This is a genomic window from Arthrobacter sp. TMT4-20 (assembly GCF_054510775.1).
Map to the genome: position 1 here is coordinate 30488 of NZ_JBTNDW010000011.1, position 13121 is coordinate 43608.

General features: G+C 65.0%; 13 protein-coding genes. 4 read left to right on the forward strand and 9 right to left on the reverse strand.

Translation table 11 applies throughout. From position 1 onward, the window contains the following. Positions 1-11: 11 nt before the first annotated feature. Genes ACX80Z_RS11700 through ACX80Z_RS11715 form a run of 4 tightly spaced genes read right to left on the reverse strand, consistent with a single transcriptional unit; the run spans position 12 to position 3353 of the window. Complete coding sequence (locus tag ACX80Z_RS11700) at positions 12-1457, reverse strand: TRAP transporter large permease (RefSeq protein ID WP_459315987.1); 1446 nt, start codon at positions 1455-1457, stop codon at positions 12-14. Beyond that, the gene (locus ACX80Z_RS11705; protein ID WP_459315988.1) at positions 1454-2035 is read right to left on the reverse strand and encodes a TRAP transporter small permease; all 582 of its coding nucleotides are present in this window, start codon (positions 2033-2035) and stop codon (positions 1454-1456) included. Before ACX80Z_RS11705 ends, ACX80Z_RS11700 begins: the two co-directional genes overlap by 4 nt. Beyond that, positions 2032-2919, reverse strand: coding sequence for an NAD(P)-dependent oxidoreductase (locus ACX80Z_RS11710; RefSeq protein WP_459315989.1), 888 nt, complete (start codon positions 2917-2919; stop codon positions 2032-2034). The genes ACX80Z_RS11705 and ACX80Z_RS11710 overlap by 4 nt, the downstream gene beginning before the upstream one ends. Continuing rightward, the gene (locus ACX80Z_RS11715; RefSeq protein ID WP_459315990.1) at positions 2919-3353 is read right to left on the reverse strand and encodes a carboxymuconolactone decarboxylase family protein; all 435 of its coding nucleotides are present in this window, start codon (positions 3351-3353) and stop codon (positions 2919-2921) included. The genes ACX80Z_RS11710 and ACX80Z_RS11715 overlap by 1 nt, the downstream gene beginning before the upstream one ends. Before the next feature lie 262 nt (positions 3354-3615). On the opposite strand from ACX80Z_RS11715, the gene ACX80Z_RS11720 reads away from it, so the two are divergent. From ACX80Z_RS11720 to ACX80Z_RS11730, 3 genes are all read left to right on the forward strand, one after another. Next, the gene (locus tag ACX80Z_RS11720; protein WP_459315991.1) at positions 3616-4584 is read left to right on the forward strand and encodes an AraC-like ligand-binding domain-containing protein; all 969 of its coding nucleotides are present in this window, start codon (positions 3616-3618) and stop codon (positions 4582-4584) included. 22 nt (positions 4585-4606) lie between these two features. Next, positions 4607-4993 (forward strand): nuclear transport factor 2 family protein, encoded by a 387-nt coding sequence (locus ACX80Z_RS11725; protein WP_459315992.1) that lies wholly within the window; start codon positions 4607-4609, stop codon positions 4991-4993. Between the two features lie 97 nt (positions 4994-5090). Then, the gene (locus tag ACX80Z_RS11730; RefSeq protein WP_459315993.1) at positions 5091-6506 is read left to right on the forward strand and encodes an aldehyde dehydrogenase family protein; all 1416 of its coding nucleotides are present in this window, start codon (positions 5091-5093) and stop codon (positions 6504-6506) included. A gap of 159 nt (positions 6507-6665) precedes the next feature. On the opposite strand, the gene ACX80Z_RS11735 is transcribed toward ACX80Z_RS11730, so the two are convergent. The 5 genes from ACX80Z_RS11735 to nirD all read right to left on the reverse strand — a co-directional run bounded on the left by ACX80Z_RS11735 (position 6666) and on the right by nirD (position 10227). Next, the gene (locus ACX80Z_RS11735; RefSeq protein WP_459315994.1) at positions 6666-7796 is read right to left on the reverse strand and encodes an MFS transporter; all 1131 of its coding nucleotides are present in this window, start codon (positions 7794-7796) and stop codon (positions 6666-6668) included. 49 nt (positions 7797-7845) lie between these two features. Next, positions 7846-8583: a GntR family transcriptional regulator gene (locus ACX80Z_RS11740; protein ID WP_019484138.1), complete on the reverse strand. Its 738-nt coding sequence runs from the start codon at positions 8581-8583 to the stop codon at positions 7846-7848. A gap of 68 nt (positions 8584-8651) precedes the next feature. Then, complete coding sequence (locus ACX80Z_RS11745) at positions 8652-8879, reverse strand: hypothetical protein (protein WP_459315995.1); 228 nt, start codon at positions 8877-8879, stop codon at positions 8652-8654. 118 nt (positions 8880-8997) lie between these two features. After that, the gene (locus ACX80Z_RS11750; RefSeq protein ID WP_459315996.1) at positions 8998-9810 is read right to left on the reverse strand and encodes a sirohydrochlorin chelatase; all 813 of its coding nucleotides are present in this window, start codon (positions 9808-9810) and stop codon (positions 8998-9000) included. A 30-nt stretch (positions 9811-9840) separates the two neighbouring features. Then, positions 9841-10227 carry a nitrite reductase small subunit NirD gene (gene nirD, locus ACX80Z_RS11755; RefSeq protein ID WP_019484140.1) on the reverse strand — a complete coding sequence of 129 codons (387 nt, stop codon included), beginning with the start codon at positions 10225-10227 and terminating at the stop codon, positions 9841-9843. Between the two features lie 227 nt (positions 10228-10454). On the opposite strand from nirD, the gene nirB reads away from it, so the two are divergent. After that, positions 10455-13118 (forward strand): nitrite reductase large subunit NirB, encoded by a 2664-nt coding sequence (gene nirB / locus ACX80Z_RS11760; RefSeq protein WP_459315997.1) that lies wholly within the window; start codon positions 10455-10457, stop codon positions 13116-13118. The last annotated feature ends 3 nt before the right edge of the window (positions 13119-13121 follow it).

A 13121-nucleotide genomic window follows, 5' to 3' on the forward strand; every position in this document is an offset into this window, starting at 1 on the left:
AGTAGCGGTCGTCACCCGGCGGTGGGCGCGACCAGGGAGGGTAGGAAGAGAGCAATCTGGGGGAAAAGGAAGAGGACCGTGGTAACCCCGAGGTCGACGATGAACAGCGGCAAAATGCCCTTGAATACCGTCTCGGTCTTGACTCCGGTGGCACCGGCGACCACGAAGGCATTGATGCCGACAGGCGGTGTCACCATGCCGATCTCGATCAACTTGACGATCATGATGCCGAGCCACACGGATTCAAATCCCAGCTCGATGGCGATCGGATAGAGGATCGGCACGGTGATGACAAGGATTGACAGCGACTCCAGCACCATTCCGAGCGGAATCAGGCAGAGCAGGAGCAACGCCATTGCGAGCATGGGCGCTAGCCCGAGCCCCGATACCCAGTTGGTGACCGTCTCGGGGACTCGGGCCGCAATGAAGAACGCTGACAGGATGGACGAGCCGACGACGATGAAGAAGACCATTGAGGTGGTCGCGCCGGTATCCAGCAATGCGCCCTTGATCTGGCTGAGTACAACACGGGCACCTTCGCGACGGTTCTCCACGATGAGAATCACAACCGAGGCCAGAGCGCCGACTGCAGCCGATTCGGTGGAGGTGAAAACCCCCGAATACATGCCGCCGAGGACGATAGTGAACAGAATTGCGATGTAGGCGACCCCTCGCCAAGGCAAGTCGCGTAAGCGGGTTGGCGCCGCAGCGCCTTCCGTCGTGAGCTGCGCGGTGGTGATTCCTCCACGGCCCCGACTGCCTTGAGCCTCCTGGCGAGCCGCGACCGCAGCGTCGAGTCTGACTCGCGCCACTGCGTTGCCTAGATCGTCCGAATCGGTTGAACGCCCGATCTTGCGTGCGCCGGCGGTCATGATGTAAGTGATGTAGGCGGCTGCGGAGAGCAGACCGGGAAGCACCCCCGCGGCGAGCACCTGTGCGACCGAGGTGTTGGTCATGATCGCGTAGAGCACTAGGAAAGTGCTTGGCGGAATCATGACTCCCAGCGTCCCCGCCACGGCCACGAGTGCCGTCGCTGTGCTTGCCGGATAGCCGTGGGCACGCATCTCCGACACGGACAGCTTCGACATGGTCGCCGCCGTTCCGATGCTGGAGCCCGAGACTGCAGCGAACCCCGCGCATGCCATCACTGTAGCGACACCGAGACCGCCTGGGGCTCGACCAACCACGTGATTGGCGACGGCGAAAACATACTCGGCGAGCCGTGCGCGGACGGCGAACAAGCCCATCAGGATGAACATCGGCACAATCGTGAGGCTGAAACTGTAGGTCATGGAGAACGGTGACGATCCCAGTACATCGGTGGCATACCCCGTGCCTTTGAGCAACGTGAGCCCCAGTGCCCCCGAGATCCCGAGTGCCAAAGCGATCGGCATTTTGATGGCGAGGAGCGCGAGTAGCACCAGAATGACAAGCACTACAACGGTGGCGACGGTCATGAACGTACCTGTCCTTCTGCTGAAGGGGGCACTGCCGCTGGCTGGTCGTTGGCGTCTTCGCCGAAGGGGATCCGCGCGGCGACTGCCCTGATGAGGTTGACGACGGTAATAAGGAGGTAGGCGCTCAGGCCCGCGAGTAGGAACCAGCGCCAGGGCCAGCCGGGCCACTCAATGAGGCCGAAGGAGGTCTCGCCACGGTCGGTGGCATCAACCGCCCGTTCGAATGAGGCGTAGGTAATCCAGGCCATGAAAACCGAGGCGAGAGCCCAAACCACAATGTCGAGGACCCGGTTGACGCCCCGTCCGAACCGGTCAGACAACAACCGGACGGCTACGTGGTCGCCGGTCACTCCTGCCCAGGCGATTCCGAAGAACACGGCAATGACGAGACAGGACTGGGCCAACTCGAGTGTGCCGGGCAGCGTGCTGCGAGTGGTGAACCGGACGACGACGTTAAGCGCCGTCGATAACATGACGACGACGACCGCGCCCGCCGCCAGGATGGCCAACACACGGGCCGCGCCGACGATCGCCCGCTCGACCGGCGGAAGGCCGCCGCTATTCGGTTCAAGGGTCATCGCTGCTCCCAGAACTTGTAGGCGACAGTGTGATCAACGTTGCCGAGATTCTCGAGTGCGTCGCCCAGGGCTTCGGTTACCGCGTCGCACACGGGAGCGTCGTGGCCTACAGCCTGCTGCAACGAGCGGGCGATCCGCACGTCCTTGGTCATCAGCGGAAGTGCGAAGCCGGAGGCGAAGGCGCCGTCGACGATGTTTGCCTGCAGGACATGAGTGGTCACGAAGCTCTGTCCTGTGGACGCGTTGAGGATCTCCACCATCGTGGACCGGTCGAGACCGAAGCGCTCGCCCGCTACCAGCGCCTCGCTCGATGCCGTATATGCTGCAGCGGCGACGAAGTTGTTCAACGCCTTCATTGCGTGACCGGTGCCGAGCTTGCCGGTCCGGAAAATCCGCTGACTCATCGCGTCTATCACCGGAACCGCTCGTTCCGCTGCCGCATCGTCATCCGCTCCGAGCATGATGGCCAAGGTGCCGGCGATGGCGCGCTCGCGGGCGCCGGAGACCGGCGCATCCACCATGGGTAGCCCCGCCAGGGCAAGGATTCGCCCGGTCTCGACCGTTTCGACCGGGTCCGATGAACTCATATCGACGACTACGGTGCCGGAACGGAGCGCAGGATTGGCCTTTCCGCCCGGGCCGACGAGCACGGAACGGACGATCGCGCTCGTCGGCAACATCAGCACAATGACATCGCAGCGTGCCAGGCCAGCGACGCTCTCCGCGCCTTCAACACCCAATTCCTCTGCCACTCGGCGGGTAGCGGCCGGGTCGACGTCGTAGACGATGGTGTCGAAGCCATTTCTGGCGATATTGCTGACCATGGGATGGCCCATGGTGCCAAGTCCGATGAAGCCGACGACGGGGTTGGCGGTTGCAGACATCAGCTGACCTTCCCGGCGGCCGGGGCAGCCGCCTCACCGTCCAGTGAAAGCTCAATGCCTTGTTCAGCCAGGATCTCAGTCAGAGCGCGCATCCCCTCGACGGCAGCGGGAATGCCGCAGTAGAGGATGGAGTGAACGACAAGTTCACGAAGCTCGATGGGCGTGACGCCGTTGGCGACCGCGCCGCGGAGGTGGACCCGGATTTCATGCGGCTTGCCTGTCGCGATAAGTATGGCAAGGGTGATCTTGCTGCGGTCGGCCATGCTGAGGCCGGACCGCTGCCAGATGTCACCGAAGCAGTAGCGGGTGACGAAGTCCTGAAGCTTGTCGTCGAGGTCCGTGGTGTTGTCCACCTGTCCCTCAGCCCCCGCAGGACCGAACATGTGCCGGCGTTGCGCGATTCCAGCCTCGAACAGAGGGTCGTCCTTAATCATGGTTGGTCCTTTCCGGGGGCCAGGATTGAGAGGGAGTCGTACTGATCTGCGGGGACGGCTCGTTGGCCCTAATACAGATAAGTGTGCGGCGGTGACGCCCGAATATCTGGACCAGCGGCGCATGGATATCTGTTTTTCGCGCACGGCTGACGTACCAACAGGCCTCACGATCGGGGCCAAGGCGTCGCGGGTCACGAAAGGTGAGGTTGGGGGCTATCATGGTGCGCACGCAACGTTGCGACTCACTGCAAGGAGGCAGCCGATGAGCCTATCTGATCCGTCACAGTCGATGGAAAATCACGAGGGAGTGTGTTTCGACGAGTGGATTCGTCTGGTGGGCAACCGCTTCGTTCCATTGGCTCTCAGCACGGTCGACCCTCAGGGATTCTCGGGCACTCTCCGGACTCGCTATGTTGATGGCACGTGCGTCACCGATATCGAGGCCTCGTCTCACAGCGTCAAGCGGCTGGCGCGGTCAATCAACGACGGCGATCCACATCACCTGAAGCTCAGCATGCAGCTCGAAGGTACCGGTCTGGTGATGCAGGACGGGCGGAGCGCGCACCTCCAGCCCGGCGACGTCGCCATTTATGACACGACTCGCCCCTACACACTTGAGTACGACGGGCGTATGCGCTCTCTCGTGATGATGTTCCCACACAGCATGCTGGGGCTCTCCGCTAACTTGATGCATACGATGACCGCTGTCCGGCTCCGCGGCGACACGGGTATCGGGCGGGTTATCTGCCCTTTCATGCAGCATATCGCTGAGAACCTCGACCAACTAGAGGGCGTCGGTGGGGCCCGCATAATGCGCAGTGCGTTCGACCTCGTCACCGCACTACTCTCGGCTGAGCTACAGACGAACACACGGCGCGACCCAGGACTCGTTTCCATCGACGCAGTCGCCCAATACATCGACGCCCACCTTGACGATCCGGAGATGAACACCGACTCGATCGCCCGCGCTCACTTCATCTCACCGCGGCAACTCCAATACCTATTTCACGAGGAGGGGGCCACCGTTTCGAGTTACGTCCGAGGCCGACGCCTTGAGCGCTGCCGGCTTGATCTGGAGGATCCGGCGCTCGCATCGCGTTCAATAATTCAGGTCGCGCAGTCTTGGGGTTTCGGCGATCCGAGTCACTTCAGCAAACTTTTCAAGGCGACGTTCGATCGCAGCCCACGCCAACACCGCCAGCTCCTTCTCGGCACAGCAGTATCGGGATGAGCAGAAGGAAGGAAAGACACTAATGGCCCCACTCGATATAGTCCGCAATCACTATGTGGCCGCACGGGAAGGCGATTTCGATCGGGCATTTGCCGCCATCAGCGAATCGACGAAGTGGACCGAGGCCGCAGGGTCTGCCTATGCGGGCACCTTCATTGGGCCGGAAGCCATCATGGCGAATGTATTCACGCGTATCGGCGCCGATTGGGCGGGCTTCGAACTCCAGGAACTTGAATTCTTTCCGTCCGGGGATCGGGTTCTTTGTACAGGTTGGTATGCCGGTACCTCTGTAGCTACAGGTATTTCTATGCGGGCGCGCTTTGTGCACCTCTGGGAGGTCGAGGGGGACCGACTGGCGAGCTTCGAGCAAGTGGTTGACTCGGCCGCACAGAATGCGGCGATGGCTTAGGGCATCTCTGCGCTTCCGGACATGGTCTGTGCGCACAAACCCGAGAGCGCGAATCCTGCGCGGGGTTGACTGATCGAGAGACCACAGGAGGAACTCAATGACTGAAACACAGACAGCGACGCTGCTGGATGAGATCACCGTCGATCCGCAGTCGGGGCGAGCCATCCCCGACGCAGCCACCGGCAAGACCATGGGTTACGCACCCATTCACGACACTGCTGACCTCGATCGTGCGATCGCGGCGGCTAGAGCGGCTCAGCCCGCGTGGGCGGCTTTATCGCAGGCAGAGCGGGTGCTGATCATGCACCGCGCGGCAGACGAAATCGAGGCTCATGCCGAGGAGCTTGCGCGGATAATCTCGCAGGAACAGGGCAAGCCGCTCAATGGTCCAGGCGCGAGATTCGAGGCAGGGGGCTGCGCGGCATGGGTGCGTTCCGCCGCCGACACCGTACTTGAACCGGAGGTACTTTTCGAGGCTGAGGGCTCGAGATCAGAGCTCCATTACGGACCGCTTGGTGTTGTCGGGGCAATCGGACCCTGGAACTGGCCGGCCCTCATCGCTATTTGGCAGATAGCTCCCTCCCTCCGGATGGGAAACACCGTCGTGTCGAAGCCCAGCGAATATACGCCGCTCAGTGTGCTGGCGGTCGCGGCCCTCATGAACCGGCATTTACCCGAGGGAGTGCTCACCGTTGTGTCAGGAGGACGGGACGTGGGCGAAGCGATCGCTGGCCACCCCGGTCTCGACAAGATCATGTTCACGGGATCCACTGCCACCGGCAGAGCAATCATCCGCAGCTCCGCTGACAATCTCGCGCGGCTCACCCTCGAGCTGGGCGGGAATGATGCTGGAATTATTCTCCCGGGCACCGATATCGATTCGATTGCACAGAACCTCTTCTGGGGCATCTTCATCAACACCGGCCAGACGTGCGCCGCTCTCAAGCGCCTGTATGTGCACGACTCCCAGTACGAGGCCGTGATCGATGCGCTTGCGGCTCTGGCCAACAGCACGCCAATGGGGCCCGGACTCGACGAGAACAGTGCTCTCGGCCCACTTTCCACCTCGCAACAGTTTGATGTGGTGTCCCGGCTGGTCGATGACGCTCGCGACCGTGGAGCCCGCATCGTGGCGGGAGGGGAGGCGGCACCCGAGATCGGGCCGCACTTCTACCGCGCCACGGTTGTCGCCGACATCGAAGATGGTGCACCGCTTGTGGACGAGGAGCAGTTCGGGCCGGTCATTCCCGTGATCCGCTACACCGATGTCGATGACGCCATTGCCCGCGCTAATGCGTTGGACCAAGGACTCGGGGCTTCGGTCTGGACCGACGATCCGGATGAGGCCATGTCCGTCGCCGCCCGCCTCGACGCCGGGACTGTTTGGATCAATCAGCACGGCACGTTGAACCCGATTGTCCCCTTCGGTGGGGTCAAGGGCTCCGGTTACGGCATGGAATTTGGGCGGGAGGGTTTGAAAGCCGTCTCGGCGCCGAAGGTCATCACTCGCTGAGCTCGAACTTATTGGCATACTCGCTCACGGCTGTTTGTCCTTCTCGGAGACCTCGGCGGATCGCGCCGGTGGCTGGCTGGGCCGTAAAGTCCAACGGACTGTGATGCCTGCAACCGGATGTCAGTTCACAGACTTCGGGACACCCGCTGAGAGGGCTTGTCAGGACCGAGCGGCTGCCAGGACTCCCAGCGTCGCCACCCCGGCCATGGCCACCGCCATGGCCGGGTATCCGCCCAGGATTCCCGCCAACAGGGGGCCCGCCGCCGGGGCCAAGGCGCCCACCGCCGTCACCGGCGCGACAAACACTCCCTGCACCGCCCCGAAGTTCGACGTGCCCCACCGGTCCGCGACGGCTGTCGCTTGCAGCAGGGTGATACACCCGCGGACCGCGCCGGTCAGGACTGTAACCCCGATGAGGACGAACGCCGGACCGGGCAGCAACCCCAGCAACCAGAGGCAGGTAGCCCCCGCCGCCAACAGGAGCACAGCCCGCCGCACCGGGTTGGACCGGCCAGGCAGCACAGCGAAGAACAGTCGACCGATGACCTGGCCCACGCCGATCAGGCTGAAGGCGAGTACCGCGGTTCGGTAATCAAAACCCCGCTCCAGCAGTAGGGGAATCAGGTTGAAGGTCACCGCGAATAGGGCGAGGGTCGCCGCGGCAACCGCCACCTGCAGCATGATGAACCGGCGGCTGCGGGTTGTCGTACGGACGTTTTGGGTGACCGCCTGCCGTGACTGTGCCGGCGTCGGCGCCGACCAATGGGCATTAAGGAAGAACCAGTGGAGCGGGAGGGTGACCACCGCCAGGACACCCGCGAGCGCTAGAAAGGCGGACCGCCAGCCGATGCTCTCGATCAGCAGCGCCGTCAGGGGGGCATAGATGGGGGACGCGAACCCGGCGACGAGTGTCAGCGTGGTCAAGGCTTTCACTCGGGCCGGTCCATACCAGCGGGTCAAAACCACGAACGCCGGTTGATAAAACACTGCGGCCTGCGCCAGACCCGCCACCAGCCAAGCGGCGACAAACGCCGGCAGATTAGGGGCTGCCGCTACCAGCAGCAACGACGCGACGCCGATCAGACTGCCGGTCACCATCAGGCGCCGTGGCCCCGTCTGATCCAGCAACCGACCCACCCAGATCCCCACCACCGCTGAAACGATCAGACCGGCGGAGAAGGCGGCGGTGATCGCCGCAGCACTCCACCCGGTGTCCCGAGCGATGGGTACCACTGCCACGGGCAGTGAGTAGTACAACAGCCCCCAACTCGTGGTCTGAGTGATACACATTGCGGCAAGCCCACCCCGGGGGCGGTTCTCTTCCACCTCCGTCACCGGGCTACCCGCCGCGCTCGTCGGCCACTGGTTCGATCAGGTCCGCCCAGAGAGAGGTGCCGCTGCCATCGGGTGCCTCCCGCAGCAGGAGCCTTCCGGTGGATTCAAGGTGGCGGCGCATCGCGGAACCTGCGGCCACGGGGTCGCCGTCGTCGATGGCGTCCAGAATGGGCCGGTGCTCCCGGTAGACATCCTCCAGGGAACGGGATTTCTTGATCGTGGAAGCGCCAACCAGCCGGGTGGCGTCGCGAAGGTTCTCGATAATCCGGGCGGCGTGGGCATTGCCGGCGAGATCCAGCAGCAACCCATGCAGCCGCTGATCATGCAGCATGAACGCGGATTCGTCGCCCGCGAGGACAGCCGCCTGCATTGCCGAGTGTTCGTCATGCAACGCGGAGCGGTCGGCGTCGGTGGCGCGGACCGCCGCCCGCTCCGCTGCGGGGACCTCCAGGGCAAGCCGGACGGCGATGATCTCGGTCAGCTCCCGCGCTCCCGGCAGCACCACGCGGAAACCACGGTTGCGTTCGAAGGCCACCATCCCGGTTTCCGCCAACCGGAGCAGCGCATCGCGGACCGGGCTGCGGGAGACGCCCAACTCATCCGCCAACCGGTAGACGGAATACAGCTCACCGGGGACGAAGCTGCCGTTCCGGATCCCCTCCCGCACGGCCTCAATGGTCCGCTCGGTCAGGGACGGCGGCCGGGCGGCGGGGACGTGGGCGTCGTCGACGGCGGGTGACATGACTCCAAGGGTAATGCGCGACGGCGTTTGCGCACGCCGAAGGCCGAGCGTGCCGGGCAAAGACGCGGCTAGAGGTCCTCCCGGTAGGCGTGAGCCAGGGTTGGGTTGGGGCTGAACTGGCCGATGAACGCCTCGTCGGCCTTCCGCCGTCGGTGGGCGAAGAGTTCGGTGACCCCGTAGAGGACTGCCACCAGAAAGGGAATGAGGATAGCCAGGTGAATCGGAACAGAGCCTAGGACAAGGGGGATCAGCGAGAGGATGAAAAGTTGAGACAGTACGCGGCGGATGTACTTCATACACCCCACGCTAGGTTCACGAGCCTCGACGCACAATGGTCCCCGTCAAAAGGGCCGGGCAGACAGCACGAGGAATACCGCGCGGGCTCCGTCAGACGGCCGCTTCAGACCGGCAGCGTCAGACCGGTTGTGCCAGCCCGCTCCTGACACACGTCGCCACGCGCGCCCGACACGGGCGGAGGCACGGGCCGGCGTCCGGCCGCGACCCACTCAGCAGGCGGGCGACGGCGTCGTCGTACCGCGATAGCGCGATCTCAGCGATCGCGGGGCTCGGGAGCAGGGGAGCGCTGACGACGTCGGCCCCGGCCTTCGCGAGCTGGTCATGGAAGAACCCGGGCGCGAGGAGGTAGGACGCCAGCGCAACCGGCGAAGAGGGAGTGCCTTCGCGGAAGGCCGCGACGGCGTCAGGCACGGAGGGCGAGGCTTTCGCGCCGAACCCGGGGCGCACCGGGCCGGTCCTGAGTTCCGCGAGGCTCGCCTGAACTTCGGCGACGTCCTCGGCAGCGCAGGCATCGGAGGAGCCTGCTGCGGACAAGACGACGTCGTCGCCCTCGGCCACACCGGCTTCCACCAATCGCTGCTGCAGCACCCGCGCCAGGCGTGGATCCGGGCCGAGCGGAAGCGCCGATACGGTCCCCGGTCGGCTCGCCGCCGCCCGGGCAATGTCCACCTTCACGTGATAGCCGACCGACAGCAGCAACGGCACGATCACCGCGGGACGGTTCGGTGGAAGCGCGGCGACTACGTCCACCAGGTCGGGATCCTGCACGTCGACGTAGGCCTCAAGAACGTCAAGCTCAGGACGCAGTGCAGAGATCGCGGCCCGGACCGCGTTGATCTCGCGGCGCCCCTGGGCGTTGTCCGTGCCGTGCGCGCAGGCGATGAGGACCGGTGCGCCCACGTCCGTCAGATGCGAAGTCATGCCAGCCATTGAAGCACTGATTGAACTCTTACCGCCCGCTCAGGCGCGAAACCCGACCTCGATGAAAAGTTCCACCACCCCATCGACGCACCGCACCGGATACGTCCTGAGCCCCTGGCCGCCGGAGATCGAGGCACCGGTGGCCAGGTCGTACACCTCCTTGTGAAGAGGCGAGGCGACCGTCGGTGCGGCACCGCGAGACCCTATGATGCCGCGGGCCATCACGGCTGCGCCAGTTCGTGGATCGATATTTCCGACGGCGTGGAGCCGGTCACCAGGCAGCCGGAACAGGGCAACCTGGACCGTTCCGACCAGCGCCGCCTCCCCCCAGCATTCCTCAAGGTCGTCGAGACGGCAGACCTGTTCCCAGGCCAGCTCGACGGCGGCCTCCGAGATGGCGGGACGGTGCAGGATGAGCTCGGTCATGACGTTCTCCTCGATCGCGGATGGTGCACTGGGGACAACGCTAGGCTGCGGACATGTCGCCCACGTCCCGGGTTCGTTGCGCCCGCGTAACGACCACCTCACAGGTCGGCGGCCGCTCCGTGAGTCGATTGTTAACGTTGCGATACATTCACGACACATAAGCGACACTCCCCCCTCATACTGTGGAGCGAAAGACGGGACCGCCTGGTCCTGACGGGAGGCACCACATGAGCGAGACCCGATCATCCCGGCCCGCTGAGGATGCCACCACACCGCAGGAGCGGCGCATTGTCGTCATCGGCGGTGGGCCAGCGGCGCACCGCTTCGTCGAAGCGCTCTGGCGACGTGGCACTGACGGCCTGCACCTCACTGTCCTGACGGAGGAGGCCCATGCTCCGTATGACCGGGTGGCGCTGAGCCGGCGACTGATCGACGACGTCGACCTCAGCCTCGGCGAGTCCATCATGTGGCGTGAACCCGCCATCGACCTCGTCACCGGCGAGCGCGCCATCCACCTGGACCTTGACGCCCAAAGCGTGATGGGTGCCTCCGGCACGCGCTACCCCTACGACGACGTTGTCCTCGCCACCGGATCGGAAGCCGTCCGGCTGCCTCTGCCGGGCGGCGAGCACGCAGCGGTGTACCGCACGGTCGATGACATGCACTGGCTCCGCTCGGAGACGGCACGGCTCGCCGCCGATCTCGGGAGGGCGCCGCGCGCCGTCGTCATTGGCGGCGGCCTTCTCGGCCTTGAAGCTGCGGGAGGCCTCCAGCAACTCGGCGCTGAGTCGACCGTCGTCAACAGGGCGGGGTGGCTGATGAACGCGCAACTCGATCAGGGCGGGGGCCAGGCGCTCGGTCGCCTCATCGCGGGAAAGGGGTTGGGGATCAACTGCGGTGGCGCGCCGACCGGCATCACCACCGACGACGGTCGCGTCACCGGCGTGACCCTGAGCGACGGCACCGCCCTCCCCGCCGATCTCGTGGTTTTCTCAGTCGGCATCCGGCCCCGTGATGAGCTTGCTCGGGAGGCCGGCCTCGACGTGGCACCCCGCGGCGGAATCGTCATCAGCGACGCCTGCAAGACGGCCCGGCCTGGAGTCTGGGCGATCGGTGAGGTGGCGAGCTACGAGGGGGTCAGCATGGGGCTGGTCGCGCCAGCGAACGCGATGGCCGAAGTCTGCGCGGACGGCATCCTGGGCGGGCTGTCCACCTTCCCCGGTTTCGACACCGCCACCAAGCTGAAGCTCTCCGGCGTCGAGGTCGCGAGTTTCGGGGACGCGCTCGCGGAGTCGGAAGGCAGCCTCGAAATTGTTTACGCCGACCCTGCCCGGGGTCTCTACCAGAAGCTGGTGGTCACCGACGATGCCCGGACCCTGCTCGGCGGCATTTTTGTTGGGGACGCAGCGCCTTATTCGGCGCTTCGGCCGCTGCTTGGCCGCGAACTCCCCGCCGAGCCGGGCGCCTATCTTTCCTCGGCCGGCACGGGCGACGCCCCACCGTCGGAGCTGCCCGACGACGTCGTCCTCTGCTCCTGCAACAACATCACCGCAGGGGCGTGCCGCTCAGCGGTGCACGGACTGGACGCCAACGGTGAGGCGACCGACCCAGCGCTGGACATGCCCTCACTCAAAGCGTGTTCCCGTGCAGGAACCCAGTGCGGCTCCTGCGTGCCAATGCTCAAAAAGCTGCTCGACGCCGAGCTCACCAAGGCGGGCCGTACCGTTTCGAAGGGCATCTGCGAACATTTCGCGATGTCGCGGCCCGAGCTGTTCGAAGCCATCCAGGCTCTTGATCTGGCGTCTTTCCAGGACATCATCCTCCGCTTTGGGGCGACCGAGGAGGCGAAAACCGGGCACGGCTGCGACATCTGCAAACCGGCCATCGGTTCCATCCTCGCCACACAGCGCGGGGAGTACGTGCTCGACGGCGGCCGCGGCACCCTCCAGGACACCAACGACCGTGCACTCGCCAACATGCAGCGTAATGGCACCTACTCGGTGGTGCCGCGGATTCCCGGCGGAGAAATCACGCCGCAAAAGCTCGCCGTCATCGCGCAGGTCGCCGAGCAGTTCGGTCTGTACGTCAAGCTCACCGGCGCCCTGCGGATCGACCTGTTTGGGGCCCGGCTGGAGCAGCTACCGGAGATCTGGAAGATTCTCGTGGAGGCGGGGTTCGAGTCCGGGCAGGCCTACGGCAAGGCCCTGCGGAACGTGAAGTCCTGCGTCGGGTCCACCTGGTGCCGGTTCGGGGTGCAGGACTCGGTGGCCATGGCGATCAACCTCGAACTCCGGTACCGCGGGCTGCGGGCGCCGCACAAGTTCAAGATGGGGGTCTCCGGGTGCGCCCGCGAGTGCGCCGAAGCCCGCGGCAAGGACGTGGGTGTCATTGCGACCGACCAGGGGTGGAACCTCTACGTCGGCGGCAACGGCGGCTTCCAGCCCGCCCACGCCCAATTGCTCGCCCAGGACCTTGACGACGCAACGTTGATCCAGTACATCGACCGTTACCTCATGTATTACATTCGCACCGCGGACCGCATGCAGCGGACTGCCCTCTGGATGGACGATCTCGACGGCGGTCTCGAGCACGTGCGCGACGTCGTCATCAACGATTCCCTCGGCATCGCCGCCGACCTCGAAACCGCGATGGCCCGCCATGTGGAGCACTACGAAGACGAGTGGGCGGCGACGCTTAACAACCCTGACCGGCTCCGGCGTTTCAGGTCCTTCGTCAACGCGCCGGACGCCGCAGACCAGTCGATCGTCCTCGTCGAGGAGCGCGGCCAGCGGCGCCCGGCCACCCCGGCAGAGATTGAGGCCGGCGCAGGACGCGTCAACCTCGGGGCGGAGATCCCCGTCCGCGCCGCAGCAGAAACCGTGGAGGGCTGAGCC